The organism is Candidatus Saccharimonadales bacterium, assembly GCA_035697325.1.
In the GTDB taxonomy this organism is placed as follows: Bacteria; Patescibacteriota; Saccharimonadia; order Saccharimonadales; family Saccharimonadaceae; genus JALRBM01.
In genome coordinates this window covers 115,101-134,515 of the sequence record DASSDB010000002.1, presented here as the reverse complement: position 1 = coordinate 134,515, position 19,415 = coordinate 115,101, and the positions used below count along the sequence as shown (strand labels likewise).

Below are 19,415 nucleotides of genomic sequence, written 5' to 3'. Positions count from 1 at the left end.
TATGAAAAAAATCAAACTCGCGATAGTAACGGTATTTATGGCACTCAGTGCGATCGTATTAATGCCATCGCTTACCTATGCGGACCCGGCATCCGAAATCCAGGGTGGCGTTAATGCCGTGGGTGGTAACGGCGGCACTTCTCTAGAAGATAACCTTAAGACTGTTGTTAATATCCTTCTCTTCATCCTCGGAGCAATCGCAGTTATAATGATCGTCATCGGTGGTATTCGTTATGCGACTTCAAACGGTGATACAAGCGCAGTTAAAGGTGCCAAAGATACCATTCTTTATTCCGTCATTGGTCTGATCGTTGCTATTTTGGCATATGCCATCGTTAACTTTGTCGTCACATCATTTAAGTAGGGTTAAAGCCTTAACAAAACGACGGCTGTTTGATATAACATAAGGTAGAGTAATCCTAAGAAAGGAATAAACAATGAAACGTATAATCAAAAAAGGTTTGCAAAGCTTATTGATCGTACCAGCACTTGCGCTTGGTGTGAGCTTTGTTGCCCCAGTATTTCAGGCTACCCCTGCAAATGCGGCATTCGACAAAGGTCTTCAGGATGGCGCAGATTCATCTAAAGGTAAAGATCAGCAGGCCGAGCTATTCGGCGACCAGGGTATTTTTAAGACCATTACTAACGTGCTCCTCTTTATCATTGGTGCGATTTCAGTCATCATGCTGATCATCGGTGGTATCCGCTACACCGTGTCAAATGGTGACTCGGCGGCGGTAACAAGCGCGAAGAACACGATTCTCTACGCTGTTATCGGTATTGTCGTATCAATTCTTGCTTACGCGTTGGTCAATTTCGTCGTATCAAGCTTCTCGGCTAGCGGTTCAGGCGCCTAGGTTCTAGCTAAATTAATAAAATAGCCACTTACAAAGAGTGGCTATTTTATTAGGTGCTGGGAGGCGATAAAATAAAAACACCCCTCTCCTCGCAATTGGGGTGCTTTTACATAGGGAAAACTTTTTCTTACTACTGGATAGTAATCTTTTTGGCTTGTTCTTGTTTGACTTTGGTGAAGCTGATGGTAAGTACACCATCTTTAAGAACTGCTTCAACCTCGTCTTCCTTTACAGGAACTGGAAGCGCAAGCGTACGGCTAAATTCACCCCAGTAACATTCCTGGATATGCCAGTTGGTCGCTTCAGTGTCGTCTCCGCTTGAGAGCGTACCGCTAATTGTAAGAATTCCGTCGCTGATACTGACGTCGAGATCTTCTTTGTTAACACCTGCGGTGCGGGCTTTAACAATGAGTTTCTCGTCGGTTTCATATACATCAACGGCAAGTTGTCCTGGGAAGTCTTCTTCTGACTCTTCCCATGCCGCGTTATCGTTTACTGCTGCTGGAGCGGCCGCTTGTTGCTGCTCGCTGAGCTCGTCGTCATTTAGGAACGCGGCGGCCAGTTCATCTTCGATCAACAGATCGTCATTTTGTTTGCGTGCCATGATATCCTCCACTTTTTCTCTAGGCTCTATTGACAAATAGTCCCTTCAATTATAACTAACATGTACGGTATAATCAATAAAACGAATGTGCAAAACGTAAAAAACACAATGATTGATATGCTTCTCTCCACACTCGCTCCACACCTCTGTTATTCTTGCGGAAAAACGGGTGCGCTTTTATGCGATAATTGTAAATATAACATCATAAGTGAGGATTTTAGCACCTGTATACTATGCGGATGCGTGTGCTCTAGTGAAGGTGTTTGCAAAGAGTGTCAACCTCCCTTTTCGAGGGCCTGGTATGTCGGCGAGCGTGCCGATGAGCTCCTTCTTCTCACCAATGATTACAAGTTCCAAAGGAAACGAGCGGCCTCCCGGGTGCTTGCGGACCTACTGTTCCAGAGGATTGGTATTTTACCCGAAGCATGTAGCGTTGTCCCTATCCCTAGCAATCCTGCGCATATTCGCCAGCGTGGCTATGACCATACATACTTAATTGCCCGGCAGCTTGCCAAGCTGAACAATCGAAAACCTGAGCGACTTTTAGAACGACGAACACACTCGGTGCAAACAGGAAAAACAAAGCGAAAGCGATCAGAACAGGCCGCACTTGCTTTTGCGGCGCGGGGCAGCTGTGAAAATAAAACGATTTTGATCGTTGACGACATTGTAACGACGGGTGCGACAATAAAAGCAGCCGCTCGTTTACTTCGGGAAGCAGGCGCGACTGACGTGTGGGTGGCAGCGATCGCTCGCCAGCCTCTCGACTAAAAAGGCCGTATCTGTTATTATGGGCCAAGCAACCTGGAGAGATGACCGAGTGGTTGAAGGTAACGGTCTTGAAAACCGTCGTGCCGGCAACGGCACCGTGGGTTCGAATCCCACTCTCTCCGCCAAGAAAATAAGATGATCTTTTGGATCATCTTATTTTCTTGGTGCATCATCTAAATATGGTGAAACCCTCGACGAAAGAACTAAAAGAGCAGTTCATTTCGTCGAGGGGTGACCGTACTACTCTCGGGCTATCTCGAGATTACCAAGTCGATACCTATCCGGTCCCGATCTGGCATGTAGTTGACGTCGACGTTCGCTGCCTGCCAGGGCTCATTTGCGAGCCTCACTTCAGCCTGGTAAGCCTCGTACTCCACCTTTCTGTCCTCGTACCGATCCCTGAGTACCCTGTCGATGATGAGTTGAGTGGAAAGCAGCAAGAAAGCAGCTTGCCATACCTCGCCCTCAAGGACGAGGGCGCAACGACCCACTTCATTGCCCTCCCTGTCGAGGGCATAAGCAGTGGCGTCGACTCGCGGCAAATCATCTTGATAGGCCACGAGTGATACGGCTTCATATCCTCTCGGAATGGCCGCCTTTACCGTTTTGAGCGCCCACTGCATGAGAGGGTTGGACTCGAACGGGGCTACTCTCAGATCCAAAGACATACCGTCTCCCGTGACGTAGGTTAGGTCAGTATATATAATAACATAATACTATAAAAAAACAAATGTATCGTGGATCCGATACAAGTTTCTCGCTACTTCCCTATACGTTTGTCCCGCTCACTTCTCCACCAGGAACAAAACTACCGATAACAAAATTAATAACTGCATAGGCAAGAATAGAGATCACGAGCCCTACAATAGCATAAAGAATGGTGTTTTTAGCTGCACCGACGTTCGCTGTATTTCCTCCGGAAATAACATAGCGCATACCACCAATGACAACCATGATCACACTAATGGCGCCTACGAGAAATAGCATGACATTGCTAATGGTCGTAAAAATACCCGTAGAGCCAAACAGTGTCGTGGCTTGGTCGATGCCCCTGGCGGAGTTAGCACCATCAAGCATGCCCATGTCAAAACCAGTAGCAAAAGTAGTGCTAGGAATAGCCGCCAAAAGAGCAATAGCAAGGAAGAGACTGCCAAGCAAAAACAAAAAGCGAATTGTTTTTATGCGCTTAGACCACATAGTCTTAATTATAGCAAAAAATGAGGTAAAGTCTACCTCTCGCCTCTGTTTTGTGTTACAATAAACCAAGCCGTAAATCTACGGAGGAGTACCCAAGTGGCTGAAGGGGACGGTTTGCTAAATCGTTAGTACGGGGAGACCTGTAGCAGGAGTTCGAATCTCCTCTCCTCCGCCAAGCATAGGCACCATGTGATAAACATGGTGTTTTTGTTTGGGTCATCTTATCTCAGGGCTAATAGTAAGAAGTATATCTTGCTTTCATCCGCAGTATAACTTCCGCTGCAATCTTCCTCAGTTTTTTGAGACATCGTATTTACTTTTATTATGCAAGTGTGATACATTGTTCGTATGAAGCGAACAGATATAAAATCACATTGTCCGGTCAATTTTGCACTCGAATCGTTTGGCGATCCATGGTCACTTCTTATTGTGCGGGACATTGTGTTTTGGGGCAAGCACACCTATGGGGAATTTTTGGCTTCGAGAGAAGGTATTTCTACTAATATTCTTGCTTCACGGTTGGCTCATCTGGAGCAGCGTGGCATCATTGAAAAAAAGCGCTGCGAAGACGATAAGCGCAAAGACTTGTACGTGTTGACTGAAAAAGGCTTAGAGCTTATTCCTATGTTGCTTGAAATGTCCCGGTGGAGCTCGGAGACCGATCCCCTTTCAGAAGCGCCCCGCGCACTTGTCGAGAAGATTTGCGAAGATAGAACGACGATGTTTGGCATAATCCAAGATGCTGTCAGCCGTGGCAATTCACTCTTTAACGGCCCCGAGAGTGTTGCTGCGCGTATGGGAGTTACCCACGGGTAATATTTGTCACTTTTCTCTTATTCCACTCATGTTATACTGAAAATATGCAGCCAAATCACGAAGATGATACATGGCAAGAGCCTCCAACGCAGCCGTCGCAAGCACCGTATGCTGCTGATTCAGATACGCAAAAACCGGCCCCTGTTGTATCCCTCAGTCCTGAGCAACCAGCCCCAAACCAACAACCGGAAGTGCCTCCATCTAAAAACGCATTAAGTGAGCCGGTGCATTGGCAGGCAAAAGAGTATATCCATCGAGAGAAGAACGTTCTTTGGTTCGTTATTTTTGGTGTTGTGATCGCCATACTTGTGGCGGCGGCTATCTTTTTAATGGATTCGCTTTCTTTTGCGATCCTTGTACCTGTCATGGCGGCGGCCCTCCTGGTTTACATCCATAGACCACCGCGTGTAATCGACTACTCTCTTGGTAAGCAAGGCCTCCACGTGAATGATCATCTCTATTCTTTTTCCGAATTCAAAGGATTCGGGGTTATCCGGGACGGCGAAGAGTATTCAGTTATGCTTATTCCTGTGAAACGTTTTCGCCCAGGAATTGTGGTGTACTTCCCTGAAGATGCGGGCGAAGCCATCGTTGATAGCCTCGGTGCTAGGCTCCCCATGTTGACACTTCATCTTGATTTTGTTGATAAGGTCATTCGAAAACTGCGAATCTAACGCACGTCATCTCTTGCCGCAACATACATATACGTGGTACAATAACCCATGTTCGCTGCAAATTGGTAGCTGAAAGTACCTTCTAGTTACACGAAACGCGGCGCTGGACTTTTAGCTCAGCGCCGTATTTGCACCCGTAGCTCAGCTGGATAGAGCGTCGGCTTGCGGAGCCGAAGGCCATAGGTTCGAATCCTGTCGGGTGTACCAAGAAAATAACCTCACTTTTATGTGAGGTTATTTTCTTGGTAGTATTCTGCAAGAACCGTAAGGTTCGGCGTAGTGAGTGAAACGAAAAAGTGTTTACATTTTTCGTAAATGAACGAAGGAGCGAAGCGATATCCTGTCGGGTTTCTATGATCGCTGCAAATCGAATCGTTCTCGTTGTTCTTGAGTCGGTATGCGGCGCTTGTCACGCATTTCTTCTGGGTGATTCATTCCCCATACAAATCCCCAAATGACAAGAGCGAGAATAATAACGGAGAAAACTGTACTGATCGCACCAGTAACGATACCGGTGATGCTAACACCTTTTTCGCCTTGCTGTTTTTTGAGCGCTATCGCACCAACGATAATTGCCGGGATACCTAAAAGGAGCCCCGGTCCTATAAGTGATACCGTTCCGAGAACGACAGAGATAATTGAAAGTGAGTTGTCACTCGGCTGAGGTGCTTGAGCTTCGGCTTGCACTATTTGTTGCTTTGTTTCTTTAGTTGCCATAATAATACCTTTCTTGGCGGAGAGAGAGGGATTCGAACCCTCGGAACCTTAGCGATTCACCGCTTTTCGAGAGCGGCCAGTTCAACCACTCCTGCACCTCTCCTTACCTATCTGTCATTGTAGCAAAAATGCTACAATACCTCTATGGAAGCGTCTATTTTTACTAGGATTATAAATGGTGAGATTCCGGCTCATAAAATCTATGAAGACGAGCGAGTACTTGCTTTTCTCGATATCCACCCTGTCCAGCCCGGTCATGTGCTGGTAATTCCTAAAGTGCAAGTTGAGTTTGTATGGGATCTTACAGATGAAGATTACCGCGCGGTGATGGATGTGACAAAAAAGCTTGCCCTTCATTTGCGCAAGACGCTGGGTGTTCGCTATGTAGGCGAAAAAATTATTGGCGTCGACGTTCCGCATGCTCATGTTCAGCTCATACCCTTTAATATTGTAGAAGAGTTTAAGGCACCTCAAGATATGAACGCGGAGCCCGATCACACTGCATTAGCGACCGTAGCCGAGAAGCTCCGAATCTAATGCCCATTCAAATCATTGCAATCGGTAAAAAACACGAAGCCTGGGTGGCAGATGGTATTGAGAAATATGAGGCGCGGTTGCGAAAACCTTTCATGGCTTCGTGGCTGCTCTTGCCCCACTCCTCACGCCAAAAAGACGAAGCTCGCCGTGAAGAATCGGCAAGGATCTTAGAAGCACTTAAAGGCGATGATTTTGTGATTCTATTAGATGAGCGAGGAAAACTACTTGATTCAGTCGCCTTTTCCAGGTTACTTCTTGCGCCTTTGGAGTCCTCTCGCCGAATCGTGTGCATTATAGGGGGCGCGTATGGCGTTGATGCATCAGTTCATGCGAGGGCGGACAGCGTGTGGTCACTGTCACCTCTTGTTTTCCCTCATCAACTTGTTCGTCTGCTTCTTGTAGAGCAGCTTTATCGGGCGCAAGAAATCTCACACGGCGGTCTGTATCACCATGAATAGAGAAAACCCGCCAAAGTAGTTTTAGCGGGATCTCTTGGGGATGACTGCACTTCTTTGCGTCTAGGCGGGCTCTGTGGTGTTTGTTGTTATGCCAAAAGATGAATCCGCTTCGAATATGCTTGGCGTAGATTTCCGGCTGGGACATGCCTCACCCCTTCCTTGGTAGAAGCCATATCCAAGGGATCGTTTTTCAGTATGGAGAGTGTAAATGGATAAGGTAATCGAAGACACCTAATTGACAATATATAAAACTTATGCTAATTTAATAAAGTAACCTTACGAAAATAAACATGACACCATCACTTATTAGCATTTTTACTTTCTTACTTAGCATAGGCACGGCATCGGGTATTTTTATTCATGATACGAAACTCGATAAAGCAACGGCGACGTTTTTGACAGCTCCTACTGTGCAATATGATCTTTCGGGTAAACCAGTAATAACGAACGATACTCACCCCCATGCGGAGCGAACGTCGTTTTCGCAGGCGATGCGATCGTATCAGACGTCAACGCCAGGTATCCAGCCTCGTAGCGAAGATCGAAGGCATCTTCTTCAAAAGTATGCGCCTAAAGGTCATCATGCTTTTGATAATTATAATTTACCGCTCGTGTAGAGGCTGACGCATCTCTTGAGAACAACATACGAGAGCCCAAGAATTTACATCGCTGATTCGTGAAATTCTTGGCGCGGAGTCCATTGTTCGAGAGATGGTGTGTCAGCCTTGGTCTATTAAGAAGCGGATGACGCTTACTTTAAAACTGCCAGCTCGGTCTCAAGGCGTTGCAGCAACGTCTTTTTCTCTTCGAGTTGCTTACGAGACTCTTCTACAAGATGAGCGGGCGCTTTTGCGGTGTAACTTTCGTTACTTAGGCGTGCTTCAAGAGTTTTGATAAACTGCTTGGTTTCGGCGAGGCGTACTTCAAGATTGCTTTGGTGTTCGTACATTGTTTCTTCGCTGATCTCCAGCCAAGCTTCGCGGTTGCTACTTGCAAGCCGCAGGCCTTTTGGCTGAGCTTCTTCCCGGACTTCTTTTACGCGACTGAGGTGCTGGATAAGGTCGGCGTTATCGCCAACAAGCGCGTCGTTTTGGTAAACAAGAGGATATCTCTCATTACCAGGCAGCTCAGACATCACGTAACGGGCCTCTACGATGAGTGTTTGGAGCTGTTCGAACTCGGCAGCGGCTATATCGTTATACGCGGTCTCAGAGGGCCATGAAGCGGCAATAAGAAGCTCTTTATCGTTGTGCCAGCTGAGCGATTGCCAAATGGTTTCGGTAACAAATGGCGCAAACGGATGAGCAAGCTTGAGGCTCGTATCGAGTACCCAGGCCAGCATGGCAGGGTTTTCGGTAGTTTTACTGGCTTCGATATACCAATCGGCAACACTATCCCAAACGGCGTGGTAAACTACTTCGCTTGCTTCGGCAAAACGATAGCTTTCAAGATATTTCTCGATCGAGCTAGCGGCATCGGTAAGCTCTTTGATAATCCAGTGGTCGGCAAGAGTTTGAGGCTGGGGTGATTCAGGTGTGTAGGAGTCTCCCAACTTCCCTTCTATGAAGCGAGCAATATTCCACAGCTTATTACAGAAGTTGCGTCCGGCAATCACTTTACTAGTTGAAAATGCCTGATTTTGGCCGGCGCTGCGAGAAGCGATAATGCCGAGACGAAGAGCGTCAGAGCCGTATTCGGCAACGAGTTCCATCGGATTGATGACATTTCCTTTGCTTTTGCTCATTTTTTGGCCGTGTTCATCTAGAACGAGCCCGTGGAGATAGACGTCTTTGAACGGCACGGTATCCGTCGCGTATAGTCCGAACATGATCATGCGTGCCACCCAGGCATAGAGAATATCTGCTCCGGTCTCCATTACGTTGAGAGGATAAAAGCGTTTGAGCTCTCCGCCATCAAGATAGTCTGTTGTAACAAACGGCCACTGACCGCTTGAAAACCACGTATCGAACGTCTCTTCCGATCTCTTATATGTAGTACCATTAACAACGATTGCTTTTTCGTCGACTCGTGTATCAAATATCCAATCTTCGGGGTTATTTTCGTTTTGGAAGGCAGGAATAGGAATCCCCCAAGGAATCTGTCGACTAAGGTTCCAGTCTCGGATGTTTTTGAGATAATTAACCAACGCCGATTTTTTACTTGTTGGCGTAAATGCGATATCCCCGTTTTCAATAGCTTTAATAGCACGCTCGGCAAGCGGTTTCATGTTGAGGAACCATTGCTCTTTTATAAGGGGCTGAATTGGAAGTCCGCTCTTATAGTCGTATCCCACGCTGTGTTCGATCGTTTCTTCTCCGCGCAGGAACTCCCCAGCTTTTAAGGCTGCGAGAACTTTTTTGCGAGCTTCTTCTACCTCAAGTCCCGCGAATTGTTGTGGCACGTTTATCATCTTGCCGTCGAAGTCGATAACCTGAATACGCTCAAGGTTATGACGCTCCCCCACTTCAAAATCGTTAGGATCGTGAGCCGGAGTAATTTTAACCGCTCCGGTACCAAACTCGGGGTCAACATATTCATCAGCAATTACCGGAATTTCGCGATTAGTAAGAGGTAGCAATACATGTGTGCCTACGAGATGCTTATATCGTTCATCATTAGGGTGGACGGCAACAGCAACGTCTCCAAGAAGTGTTTCGGGACGGGTGGTAGCGATGACAATTTCACCGATTTTATCGAGTGTTGGGTAGGCAATTTTCCAGAGAGTCCCCTTCTCTAACTTGTGATCGACCTCTATATCGGCGTAGCCCGTTTGGTATTTCGTACTATAGTTAACAATTCTTTCGCCTCGATAAACAAGGCCTTCGTCCCACATTTTTTTGAATGTTTTATAAACACGATCAATAACCTTATCGTCAAGAGTAAATACGAGATCTTTCCAAGAAGTGCTTGCGCCTAAGGCACGGATCTGCAATTCGGTATTACCCCTATGCATAGCAACAAAGTCCCATACCTGGCTGTATACTTGCTCACGGCTAAAATCAAATCGGCTTTGGCCTTTTTTCTCAAGTTCGCGTTCATATACAACCCATGTCTCTAGACCAGCATGATCTTCACCTGGAATGTAGATGACGTCCCTTCCCTTCATTCTGTAATAGCGGGTAAGGATATCCTCAAGGCCGATGGTGAGTGCGTGACCTAAGTGAAGGTTGCCGTTTGCGTTTGCGGGTGGCATTACGACACTATAAGGCTCCCCTTCTCCGCTTGGACTAAAGGCATCTGAGCGCTCCCAAAGGGCATAAATAGTTGGCTCGTATTGATTAGGGTCGTACGTTTTAGCTAGTTTCATAGAGGTCGCTCTCTGTTGTAATTTTCACGTGAAAAAAGCACAGCGAAGATAACAAACGTTTCACGTGAAAAGTTTGACAAATCCTCCAGTATGTTTCACCACGTGTTTATTTTCCTCTTTAATTATACCACATGACGGAGGTGTATAATAGGAAGATATGACAGAGGTTAGGGCTTGTAACGACAGGGAAGAATGGGATGAGATTGTACTCGATAATGGTGGGCACCCGCTCCAACTTTGGGGTTGGGGAGAAGTAAAAGCAACGCATGGTTGGCGTGCTGAGAGGGTTGTTGCGAGAGAGGGAAGCGAGATAGCGGGAGCCGCGCAACTTTTGATCCGCCATTTACCAAAGCCATTTAAGGCATTGGTGTATATACCGAGAGGGCCTGTGTGTGTTGAGAGTAAGAGGGGGGTGGTTTTGAATGCACTGGTTACCTATGTTAGAGAACATCATCCTGCGACAGTCTTAACGATCGAACCGAATTGGGAGAAGGCAGACCTGCCGGAGGGGTGGCGCCAGTCATCAAACACTATCTTGGCGCCTCGGACTCTTATTCTTGATCTGGAGCGATCTGAAGAAGAATTGCTTGCCGTTATGGCAAAAAAAACACGACAGTATATTCGAAAATCTGCGGCAGAAGTGACTGTTCGCCAGATAAAAACAGCGACAGAATTACAGGAGTGTTTGGCTATATATAAGCAAACAGCTCGGCGCGCCGGATTTGCACTTCATGGTGATGACTATTATGAAGATATTTTTAAGGAATTAGGTGATCATTCGCCGGTATTTGCCGCATTTCATGGTGAAAAAATGGTTGCCTTCTTGTGGTTGGCTATCAGTAATTTTACCGCGTTTGAACTATACGGGGGTGTGACGGATGAAGGGCAGGAGGCGAGGGCCAACTACACCTTAAAATGGCAGGCTATTACCATGATGAAGAAGTGGGGAATCTCCCAGTATGACCTCAATGGCTTGATCAACGATGGGATCAGCGCATTTAAACAAGGTTTTGCTGATCATGAGAACAACATGGTTGGTACATTCGATTTTCCGCTTTCGCCATTTTACCATGCATGGACGTACGGTCTTCCGGCGGCCAAGAAGATTATTCGGGCAATAAAACGATAGCTATTTCCAGGCTGTTTTAGTCATTGAGAGACTTGGGATAACTTCAAGATCATAAGGACTCGTAGGCTCCTTAGCTTGAGCGTAGTAGTAGCCAAGTGCTGCGATCATGGCTGCGTTATCAGTACATAGTTTGATAGGCGCATATTCGATGGCGATAGGGAGTCGATCTGCAAGCATTTTACGAAGGGCTTGGCTCGCGGCAACACCGCCTGCAATAACAACGGATTTGGGTGCGTAGGCCGAAAAGGCGCGAAAGGCCGTGTCGACAAGCGTTTCGTTGGCAATGCGCTGGAAGCTGGCAGCAAAATCTGCCCGTTGAACGTCGTTTAAGCGTGCTGGAAGGCCATAAGATGGAAAAGTGAAGTCAACACCCACTTCGCGCTGTACTGCCCGTAAAACAGCTGTTTTGAGGCCTGAAAAGCTAAAGTCGTAAGGGTTTTTAAGCTTGGCTTTTGGCAGAGGATACTTATAGGGGTCACCTTGAAGAGCGAGTGTATCTACAGCGGGACCGCCTGGATAGGGGAGGCCGATAATTTTTGCCACCTTATCGTACGCCTCTCCTACCGCATCATCCTGAGTTTGGCCCAGGAGCGTGTAGTCGCCATGATCGCGGAAGAGGACTAGTTGCGAGTGGCCTCCACTCACAATAAGGGCCAGCATAGGAAATTCAGGCTGTTTTGAGGGAAGCGCAAAAGAAAGATCGGTCGATTGCTCAGTAATAAAGTTTGCGTAAACATGACCTTCGACGTGATGAACGGGGTATAGGGGTTTGTTTTTTAAGATAGCAAGCGTTCGAGCGGCGAGCGTACCCACCAAAAGCGACCCGATAAGTCCCGGCGCATAAGTGACGGCAATGGCGTAAATGTCGTCCCACGTGGCGTGGGCGTTTTGGAGGGCTTGGGTGATAACAGGCTCTATTACCTCGATATGGCTTCGAGCAGCTACCTCTGGGATGACTCCTCCATACGCGGCATGGATATCAATCTGAGAATTAACGACATTACTGAGAAGGCGGTGACCATCTTCAACGACGGCGGCCGCGGTTTCGTCACAACTGCTTTCTATTCCCAAAATTTTCATTGCCCTCATTTTAGCAGATTACACCTCTTTAATACAGAAGGGCTCTCGGAGTATACTAGAGGTAATGAATTTCCGACTTTTTACCATAAGTTTAATCGTTGCGAGTATAGTAGCAATAGGTTTATTTGCGGTAGGCGCACTGCGGAATCACACGTTCGACTATTGGTATTTGCCATACAATCTTTTTCTCGGTGCAATTCCGCTTGCTCTTGCTGTAGGCTTGCGGAAGCTGCTTAATACCTATAACTGGAAGAACTGGCGTACGGTGGCTCTTTTGATTATTTGGCTTCTGTTTTTGCCAAATAGTTTTTATATTTTTACAGATTACATTCACTTGCCGGAGGTGCAACGTGTGGATATTGTACAGGATGTGATAATGCTGGCGCAGTTTAGTATCGTCGGGTTTGTGATGGGCTTCGCGAGTCTGTGGCTTCTTCATACGGCCTACCTACGCCACTTGAGGGCAAAAATAATAACACCACTTGTAGGGGTGGTGCTATTGCTGAGCAGCTTTGCAATTTATTTGGGTAGAGAATTGAGGTGGAATAGCTGGGATGTGGTGAGTAACCCGGTTGGTCTCTTTGGAGACGTTTGGTCGATAGTGGCTCACCCTTCTGCGCACCCTGGGTTAATCTCGGTGACGTTAAGCTACTTTGCGGTACTCGTAACTTTGTACTGGTGCATGTGGATAGCAAAAAAGAATGCATAAGTTTTGAGAGTGGGGCAGCGAACGAACCGCTGCCCCGTACTCCCTGCTAGCAGGATCTCGAAACCTGGATCCCGTCATCCGTCACGGTCGAACTCAGTACTGTACCCGAAGGGACACAGACGGAAGGCTTGCCATCGTTCTCGGTGATTCTCACCGTGACGGTCATGCCGTAGTCAAGTCCTAACGGTTCACGCCAGAGCGGGATATCGCGGTCGACTACCCAGCTGCCATCGTGCGTGGGGTGAACATAGGCTCCTTGGATGAAGCCTTCCTTCACCTCTGCCAGGTCATTGACTGTCTTGCTGATGAGCGACGAAGGCACCTCGATAGCCCGGTCGCGCTCGTAAGGAACACCTTCTTCCGCTTGGGTGAGTGGATTCCAGTACGTCAGTTCGGTGACTAGGCCGTCGGCCAGGGTTTGCGGTGTGTTCATTGCCACTCTGAATCCGATGGGGAGCGCTACTTTGAACCCACTCTGCGGATCGGCCGAATCCTTGGGTTCGATTGTGCCACAGAGCTTCAGGCAGCTCTGTGTGGCTGAAGCGCCCTTCTTGATGTACAGCCGGCCACCTTTACCGATAACCTGCGTGCTGGCGTCGAAACGGATGGGACTGGCATCGAGCTTGGCCTGGTACTCGGCGCGTGATTGATGCACGGGCGAGCCGCTACACCCCGATACAAGAAGTGCCAAGGCCGCTGCGCCCAGTACAACGAACCAGAGTATTTTTCTCACAGTTCCTCCTAGGGGAGAGAGTACTGCCTAATTTAAACATAACATTGCTTTAGTAACAATATTATGGAAAAGTTTTTGGAGCTAAGAGAGTTTTACCGCACCTTCACGAATGACCTCTATCGTGCCATTTTGGTGAAGCTTAACGATAGTTGATGGGGGTCTGTTTGAGAGGTCGCCGCCATCAACATAAAAATCAACACGATCTCCAAAATATTCCCATGCTTCGTCTACATTGGTAGAACCTGGGGCTCCCGGATGATTAGCGCTTGAGGTAACAAGCGGCCCTGTTTTTTCAAGGATGGCTCTTACGGCTTCGTCTGCCACCACTCGAAATCCTTGTCGGCCGGTCTCTTGGTGCATGTAATTGAGCTCGGGACCAAGCGGGGTCTCAACGCTAAGAGGATTAGGCCACCACTGCTTAACGCGGTCGATATGGTGTTTATTGACACCAAGTGCAAGAAGTTGGTCTGTTGAGGCCGCGATAACCGTACCCGGTTTATGGTCCCGGTTTTTTAAGGCGTATAACTTGGCTACTGCCTTCGGGTCTGAGGCGCGTGCGACAAGTCCGTATACCGTATCGGTTGGCATGACACCTACCTCACCTCTAAGAAGGTGATCGACTACTTCTTCCCTGGATATTGTTTGAAATGATTTGTGGTGCATAATGCCCGTTATCATATCATTAATAGGCTGTATTTTGTAGTGATGATCAGAGTGGTAAAATAGGGACATGAAAGAATTTTTGGGGGATATGGAGAAGACGGCTTCCGGTGGACTAGCCGGCCGAGTACTCGGGCTTTACCGTAAGGGAAGGGCGAAGCTGGTAAGTGCCCGCTACGGAAACCCGGCAAGTACAGTGCGAGTCATCGTAGTGGTAGGCGAGTACGGTAAGACGTCCACGACACAATTGCTCCTGGCTATTTTAAAAGAGACTGGACGAGTGGTTGTCACCTACGTGCCAGGTTCAGAGGATGTAGTATCGGATTTACAACGACAATTGAAAGATGCAAAGCGTAACGCGGCTGAGTTTTTTATCGTTGAGGTGACTCCTGAGCTTATGGGGTCGGGGGGGCTGATGGCTCTGGGTATCGATACAGTAATAGCGACAAGCAAATCGCCTGAGGCTGATGAACTTCTGGCGGGAGACCTGAATTATGCGGTCATTCCAGATACGTATCAGGCGGGTTTGCTGGAAATAGCTGACCATCAGGTGATTACGTATGGTGAGCAAGAAACAGCCGAAGCCCGCATTAATAAATTGACATTATATCGTAAGGGCACAGAGGTCGATTTGACCATTGACCATCATACTTCCCTCACGGCAGCAACACATTTGGTGGGGAAGGCTAATGCTTACAATCTAACCGCAGCAATTGCGTCGGCGTATGTTTTGGGCATCCCTTTTAATACCGTCGAAGAAGGCGCAGCTGCGGTAGAGGCGGTAGAAGATAACTACGAATATTTGAAGGGAGATCGTCCTTATTCGGTTGTAGTAGATAAAGCTAGCACCGATGTTTCGATAAAAATGGTAGTTGATTCTGCGGCAGAACTCAGTAAGCGCCGACTTCTTGTTGCTCTCGAAGCAGCTAAGTGTGATGACGCAACTATCCGGTATGTTAAAAAAGTTGCCGATCGACTCGTATTGGTCTTAGCCGACGAGAGAGCGCTCCCAGGAGCGGAAGTAGTAGCTTCTCCTGAAGAAGCGTGGCGTATTGTGGGCCGGGCAGCTAAGCTTGATGATACAGTGTTGCTTATTGGAAAAGAGTTCGCCTCACAAAAAGATCAGTTGGGCATTTTAGGTGAAAAAGAGAATCAATAGATGTCTTTTCGTAGCATTGTAAAAAAAGCAATACCGATCGGCCTGTTTGAACGAATTGAGCCTATGGGTCATCTTATTGAGGCGATCGCAGCGAATATTCGTTATGGATTTCCGTCAAAATCGATGCATGTTATTGGGGTAACTGGCACGAATGGCAAAACGACTACCTCGTTTATGATCCATAAGATGCTTTCAAAGGCTGGGCTGAAGGTAGGGCTATTGACGACGGTAGCCTATGGAGTAAATGACGATATCCACCCGCAGATCGCTCATATGACGACCGTGTCGGCACCATTATTGCAAAAACGCTTGGCGGAGTTTAAGGCTCAAGGGGTAGAGTGGGTTGTGCTTGAAACCACCAGCCATGCCCTTGTGCAGCACCGTGTATGGGGGGTTCCGTATGAAATTGCCGTCATGACGAATATTACTCATGAGCATCTTGATTATCACAAGACTTTCGCGAGATATGTTGCGGCAAAGCGACGACTTTTCCAAATTGCCGCACGGCACGGAATGCGACTCGGAATCGTAAATGCGGATGACGAACATGCGGCTACCTTTCTTTCCGCTACGCCTAACTCGCTGGCCTATGGCATAAAAACGGGCGAACTAACCGCAAACGATATTTCATTAACCGCCGAAGGGAGTGAGTATACTGCGGAAGTCGGTGGAGATTCGTATGCGATTCGTTGCCGGATTCCTGGAGAATTTAATGTATATAATAGCCTCGCCGCGGTAGCCGTAGGTCGTAAAATTGGTCTTTCAAAGCAGCAAATTGAGGATGGCATCAAAAGTCTTGAAGGAGTGGAGGGTCGCATGACGGTGATAGATGAAGGGCAGCCGTTCGGTGTTATTATCGACTACGCCCATACGCCCGATAGCTTTGAAAAGTTACTGCATGATCTGCGGCCGGTTGTTAAGGGCAAGCTGGTTGTGGTATTTGGTTCGGCTGGCCGAAGGGATGAAGAAAAAAGAGCCGTCCAAGGAGAGATTGCGGCTAAGTATGCCGACGAGGTGGTCCTAACTGAAGAAGATGATCGTGACATCGATGGTCAGGAAATTATGGATGAAATCGCTTTGGGTGCGGAAAAAGTGGGAAAAACGCGCGAAAGAGATTTATTTTTGGTACATGATCGCAGAGAAGCAATCATCTTTGCATTTTCGCGAGTATCGAAAAAAGAAGACACAGTTATTCTTTTAGGTAAGGGTCACGAGAAAGATATCCTTCGCCCCGGACCACGCGCGGCTGAACTTCGCCACTTGAAGCAGGATGATGGTGACCCGGAGCGAGTTATATCTGTGCCATGGAGCGAAGCAGAAGAAGCACGAAAGGCGTTACAGGCATTAGCCAAGTAAAAATCCCGAGCCTTCACTCTTTTGAGAGAGAAGGTTCGGGATTTATGCCGGCTTCGAAAAGACAATGGGCGGTGCTGATTGCACGCGGTTACGGTAGCACGGCTTCACGCAGCTGCCGAAGCAGGTTCTCCGGCGGAAAGGTGATGTGGATTGACTCCACAGGCGAATTCTTGTCCTCTGAGCTCCAGCTGGATCGCTTGAGATGGAGGCACAGCTCGGTATTGCTTGCGCCGAGTATGGGGAGGAAGGCGTGAACGAGACAGGCATGAAGCCGAAGAGTCTCTCTTTCTATGGCTTCAATTCGAAGTTTCTCCTTCTGTGCGTCCTCACGATCCTTGTTCACCCTGATGTAATATTCCAGCAAGGCTAGGTTTGGGGCAAATGTGTCACTTCGATCGAGCCAGAGCCTGAAGCCTCCCTCCGGTCTCAGTGAGCTTTCACGCTGGAAACCGTTTTGCCGGAGAATGAACCAGACAACCTCTCCGAGAGCTATCGCCTGTGAGGTAAGATTGGGACGTCTTTTGGCCAGATTCGCCATTGCCTCGATGGCCTCGTTCCTTAATTTCCGCTTACTAGTCACTCTACTCTCCTAAATGTAGGATGCGGCACGTGAACGAAAGTATTTAATCATCTTTTTGGAGACTATACAACGACTATCGTCTAGGGGCAATCTTTTCACTAGTGCGTGTTTTTAATTAAAGCTAAGGCTGGTGCAACGGATATAGCCACCGCCTTTTACAAGCTCTTTGATATGAGGCGTCATGATTTTAAGACCATACTTCCTTAAGGCAGCTGCAAGTTTGGGCGCTTTGTCACTCATAATGACCGTTTTGCCGGTAGAAACGAGGTTAGCAGCGAACCCCACGGTCGCTTCCTCAAGCGATATTTTGATTTTTTCAGCAGCATCGAATGTTGCCAGGAGAGCTTGGCTTTCAGGGGTAAAGGCTTCTTCGCAGTATGCAATGAGCCCCTTTTTACCCGCTTCGGGAGGTCGGATAATAGAGAGAGCAAGATCGATATCATAAAAGAAACTGTCTGGCCAACCAGTAATTTTATTGACAACTGGCTTGTTTTTACTATCCAATTCAGGAATGGTTTGTAGTTGAATGCGTGTATAACCCAACTTCTGGGCGGCGAATTCCTGTGCTTCGACATCTGAGCGATATCCTGTGCCGCAAAAGAGATAATCGCCAAAGGGAAGTGCATCGCCTTGGCCGCTGAAACGATACGATTCTGGTACTCGGATAACTTTTTTGCCAAGCTGAGTGAGGATTTTTTCAGCATGATCTTCCTCTGCTTTTCGGACATTGGGAAGACGTGCGAGGATAGCTATATCCCCACGTACGAGTGCCCAGTTTGCCGTATAAACGCCGTCTTGTGAGCTGACAGGGGAGGGAACTCGTAGAACGTTGATGTCGGCAGATTCGAACATGGCCGCGATGGTTTCGTGCTCGTGGATCGCACCGCTATTATTGAGATCGTCATCGCTATAGTAGGGGTTAATGGGCTGCTTCGTGCTAAAGTGCTGAGCGTCTGACATCAGCACGGTACGGTTGAATGTATTCATTAATAATATGACTCATGATGTTTTTTATAGTATAGGCGTCGGATAATCTTCTCGATGTATTTTGTCCATAATTTTGATTTTGCATGTTGGACAGGAATTTCGTAAGCACCTACATACTCGGTAATTTCCTTATTGAAACTCGTTTTGAAAAGGCCAATACCATAATAGGGGTGGCTCGGGTCTTTGCTGCGCGCGATTGGCGGCGCACCGCAAAGATCATGGATTTTAGCACCGTGCTCTTTAGCCCAGGTAATAACATGCCACTGAAGGAGATGGCTTGCGCCATAGGCGGTTCGTTTGCGAATCGAAGCCCCGTCTTTGTACATACTTTTTTTGCCAAAATGAATTGCGAAGGCACCGGCTACTACCTGACCCTCATATTCGGCAAAGAAAAGTTGGCCTAAGTTGGCGGCTTCATAGCGTTGATAGAATGTTTTATAGTACTCGGATGGGCGGATACCAAACTGTGCATCGGTAGCAGTTTCTTTTAAAAGCATGTACATAGTAAGACAGTTTTCATCTGTTGCTGGTACTTTTTTGACTGTTACTCCATCGCGTTCGGCCCGACGAATGGCGTGACGGCCTTTTTGCGGAAAGTTTTTTATTATGGTTTCAAGATCAGGCGATATGTCAACGAGCACAGTTGCGTAATTTTGCTGGACAGGACGAGTTTTTGTAAAGTCAAGTGCATCAAGCGATGCAGTATGAGGAAGTTCCGGTTCGATTTTTATGGTAAAAACACCCTCTTTTCGGGCGAACTCGATCAGCGGTTCTCTTAGTTGTTTCAACTGTGCCAAAGTGGACACGCCAGGACCTTTGGGTGCGTACCACACCTTACCAAGGTAGGGAATGCGTTTTTCCATAATGGTCATAGCAAGCGAATCAAGCATGATATAACGAATCGTCCAGCCGGCCGCTTTTTTTTGTTGGGCAAACTCGTATCCCTGAACGACATTTCCTCCATCTGGATTGAGAAGAATATGCTTATTCCAGTTTTTTATTTCAGTATCGTCGGCAAAGCGTACATTCATAATCATTATTGTACAAGATAACCGGGATTCTTCGCTCTCAAAAACCATAAGTG

General features: G+C 47.5%; 23 protein-coding genes and 4 tRNA genes. 16 read left to right on the top strand and 11 right to left on the bottom strand.

Going from position 1 to position 19,415, the window contains the following annotated elements:
• The first annotated feature begins 1 nt into the window (after window position 1).
• Window positions 2–364 (top strand): hypothetical protein, encoded by a 363-nt coding sequence (locus VFH06_01125; protein HET6746688.1) that lies wholly within the window; start codon window positions 2–4, stop codon window positions 362–364.
• 73 nt (window positions 365–437) lie between these two features.
• The gene (locus tag VFH06_01120) at window positions 438–857 is read left to right on the top strand and encodes a hypothetical protein (protein ID HET6746687.1); all 420 of its coding nucleotides are present in this window, start codon (window positions 438–440) and stop codon (window positions 855–857) included.
• A gap of 130 nt (window positions 858–987) precedes the next feature.
• Here VFH06_01120 and VFH06_01115 read toward each other — a convergent pair whose 3' ends face one another.
• Window positions 988–1,461 (bottom strand): Hsp20/alpha crystallin family protein, encoded by a 474-nt coding sequence (locus tag VFH06_01115; protein HET6746686.1) that lies wholly within the window; start codon window positions 1,459–1,461, stop codon window positions 988–990.
• 243 nt (window positions 1,462–1,704) lie between these two features.
• Here VFH06_01115 and VFH06_01110 point away from each other — a divergent pair, with 243 nt between their 5' ends.
• The 3 genes from VFH06_01110 (at window position 1,705) to VFH06_01100 (ending at window position 2,798) form a co-directional block, all read left to right on the top strand.
• Window positions 1,705–2,232: a phosphoribosyltransferase family protein gene (locus VFH06_01110; protein HET6746685.1), complete on the top strand. Its 528-nt coding sequence runs from the start codon at window positions 1,705–1,707 to the stop codon at window positions 2,230–2,232.
• 35 nt (window positions 2,233–2,267) lie between these two features.
• A tRNA-Ser gene (locus VFH06_01105) sits at window positions 2,268–2,357 on the top strand.
• Window positions 2,358–2,375: 18 nt separating this feature from the next.
• Window positions 2,376–2,798, top strand: a complete 423-nt coding sequence (locus tag VFH06_01100; GenBank protein ID HET6746684.1) for a hypothetical protein — start codon at window positions 2,376–2,378, stop codon at window positions 2,796–2,798.
• Between the two features lie 202 nt (window positions 2,799–3,000).
• Here the strand turns inward: VFH06_01100 and VFH06_01095 are convergent, their stop codons facing one another.
• Window positions 3,001–3,429, bottom strand: a complete 429-nt coding sequence (locus VFH06_01095; GenBank protein HET6746683.1) for a hypothetical protein — start codon at window positions 3,427–3,429, stop codon at window positions 3,001–3,003.
• Between the two features lie 82 nt (window positions 3,430–3,511).
• On the opposite strand from VFH06_01095, the gene VFH06_01090 reads away from it, so the two are divergent.
• From VFH06_01090 to VFH06_01075, 4 genes are all read left to right on the top strand, one after another.
• A tRNA-Ser gene (locus VFH06_01090) sits at window positions 3,512–3,604 on the top strand.
• Between the two features lie 173 nt (window positions 3,605–3,777).
• Window positions 3,778–4,245, top strand: coding sequence for a helix-turn-helix domain-containing protein (locus VFH06_01085; GenBank protein ID HET6746682.1), 468 nt, complete (start codon window positions 3,778–3,780; stop codon window positions 4,243–4,245).
• Window positions 4,246–4,289: 44 nt separating this feature from the next.
• Complete coding sequence (locus VFH06_01080) at window positions 4,290–4,919, top strand: hypothetical protein (protein HET6746681.1); 630 nt, start codon at window positions 4,290–4,292, stop codon at window positions 4,917–4,919.
• Window positions 4,920–5,049: 130 nt separating this feature from the next.
• Window positions 5,050–5,126 (top strand) — tRNA-Arg (locus VFH06_01075).
• Window positions 5,127–5,270: 144 nt separating this feature from the next.
• Here the strand turns inward: VFH06_01075 and VFH06_01070 are convergent.
• Both VFH06_01070 and VFH06_01065 read right to left on the bottom strand, forming a co-directional pair.
• Window positions 5,271–5,636, bottom strand: coding sequence for a DUF4190 domain-containing protein (locus VFH06_01070; protein ID HET6746680.1), 366 nt, complete (start codon window positions 5,634–5,636; stop codon window positions 5,271–5,273).
• 14 nt (window positions 5,637–5,650) lie between these two features.
• Window positions 5,651–5,739: transfer RNA gene (locus tag VFH06_01065), tRNA-Ser, on the bottom strand.
• 41 nt (window positions 5,740–5,780) lie between these two features.
• On the opposite strand from VFH06_01065, the gene VFH06_01060 reads away from it, so the two are divergent.
• From VFH06_01060 to VFH06_01050, 3 genes are all read left to right on the top strand, one after another.
• Window positions 5,781–6,173: an HIT domain-containing protein gene (locus VFH06_01060; protein HET6746679.1), complete on the top strand. Its 393-nt coding sequence runs from the start codon at window positions 5,781–5,783 to the stop codon at window positions 6,171–6,173.
• The gene (locus VFH06_01055; protein ID HET6746678.1) at window positions 6,173–6,631 is read left to right on the top strand and encodes a 23S rRNA (pseudouridine(1915)-N(3))-methyltransferase RlmH; all 459 of its coding nucleotides are present in this window, start codon (window positions 6,173–6,175) and stop codon (window positions 6,629–6,631) included. The genes VFH06_01060 and VFH06_01055 overlap by 1 nt, the downstream gene beginning before the upstream one ends.
• Window positions 6,632–6,921: 290 nt before the next feature.
• Window positions 6,922–7,248 carry a hypothetical protein gene (locus VFH06_01050; GenBank protein ID HET6746677.1) on the top strand — a complete coding sequence of 109 codons (327 nt, stop codon included), beginning with the start codon at window positions 6,922–6,924 and terminating at the stop codon, window positions 7,246–7,248.
• A gap of 134 nt (window positions 7,249–7,382) precedes the next feature.
• Here the strand turns inward: VFH06_01050 and VFH06_01045 are convergent, their stop codons facing one another.
• Window positions 7,383–9,938: a valine--tRNA ligase gene (locus VFH06_01045; protein ID HET6746676.1), complete on the bottom strand. Its 2,556-nt coding sequence runs from the start codon at window positions 9,936–9,938 to the stop codon at window positions 7,383–7,385.
• 157 nt (window positions 9,939–10,095) lie between these two features.
• Between VFH06_01045 and VFH06_01040 the strand changes: the two genes are divergently transcribed.
• The gene (locus tag VFH06_01040; protein HET6746675.1) at window positions 10,096–11,067 is read left to right on the top strand and encodes a peptidoglycan bridge formation glycyltransferase FemA/FemB family protein; all 972 of its coding nucleotides are present in this window, start codon (window positions 10,096–10,098) and stop codon (window positions 11,065–11,067) included.
• Here the strand turns inward: VFH06_01040 and tsaD are convergent, their stop codons facing one another.
• Window positions 11,068–12,147, bottom strand: a complete 1,080-nt coding sequence (gene tsaD, locus VFH06_01035) for a tRNA (adenosine(37)-N6)-threonylcarbamoyltransferase complex transferase subunit TsaD (GenBank protein ID HET6746674.1) — start codon at window positions 12,145–12,147, stop codon at window positions 11,068–11,070.
• A gap of 64 nt (window positions 12,148–12,211) precedes the next feature.
• On the opposite strand from tsaD, the gene VFH06_01030 reads away from it, so the two are divergent.
• A complete protein-coding gene (locus VFH06_01030; protein ID HET6746673.1) occupies window positions 12,212–12,856 on the top strand; it encodes a DUF1361 domain-containing protein in 645 nt (214 codons plus the stop codon).
• A 46-nt stretch (window positions 12,857–12,902) separates the two neighbouring features.
• Here VFH06_01030 and VFH06_01025 read toward each other — a convergent pair whose 3' ends face one another.
• Together VFH06_01025 and VFH06_01020 are read right to left on the bottom strand one after the other, a co-directional pair.
• Window positions 12,903–13,589, bottom strand: coding sequence for a hypothetical protein (locus VFH06_01025; GenBank protein HET6746672.1), 687 nt, complete (start codon window positions 13,587–13,589; stop codon window positions 12,903–12,905).
• A gap of 81 nt (window positions 13,590–13,670) precedes the next feature.
• Window positions 13,671–14,252, bottom strand: coding sequence for an L-threonylcarbamoyladenylate synthase (locus VFH06_01020; GenBank protein HET6746671.1), 582 nt, complete (start codon window positions 14,250–14,252; stop codon window positions 13,671–13,673).
• A 67-nt stretch (window positions 14,253–14,319) separates the two neighbouring features.
• Here VFH06_01020 and VFH06_01015 point away from each other — a divergent pair, with 67 nt between their 5' ends.
• Both VFH06_01015 and VFH06_01010 read left to right on the top strand, forming a co-directional pair.
• Window positions 14,320–15,408, top strand: a complete 1,089-nt coding sequence (locus tag VFH06_01015) for a Mur ligase family protein (protein HET6746670.1) — start codon at window positions 14,320–14,322, stop codon at window positions 15,406–15,408.
• On the top strand, window positions 15,409–16,764 hold the full coding sequence (locus VFH06_01010) for a UDP-N-acetylmuramoyl-L-alanyl-D-glutamate--2,6-diaminopimelate ligase (protein ID HET6746669.1): 1,356 nt from the start codon (window positions 15,409–15,411) through the stop codon (window positions 16,762–16,764).
• Between the two features lie 88 nt (window positions 16,765–16,852).
• On the opposite strand, the gene VFH06_01005 is transcribed toward VFH06_01010, so the two are convergent.
• From VFH06_01005 to VFH06_00995, 3 genes are all read right to left on the bottom strand, one after another.
• A complete protein-coding gene (locus VFH06_01005) occupies window positions 16,853–17,344 on the bottom strand; it encodes a hypothetical protein (GenBank protein ID HET6746668.1) in 492 nt (163 codons plus the stop codon).
• 111 nt (window positions 17,345–17,455) lie between these two features.
• Window positions 17,456–18,331, bottom strand: coding sequence for a hypothetical protein (locus VFH06_01000; GenBank protein HET6746667.1), 876 nt, complete (start codon window positions 18,329–18,331; stop codon window positions 17,456–17,458).
• Window positions 18,331–19,362 (bottom strand): peptidoglycan bridge formation glycyltransferase FemA/FemB family protein, encoded by a 1,032-nt coding sequence (locus VFH06_00995; protein ID HET6746666.1) that lies wholly within the window; start codon window positions 19,360–19,362, stop codon window positions 18,331–18,333. The genes VFH06_01000 and VFH06_00995 overlap by 1 nt, the downstream gene beginning before the upstream one ends.
• Between the last annotated feature and the right edge of the window lie 53 nt (window positions 19,363–19,415).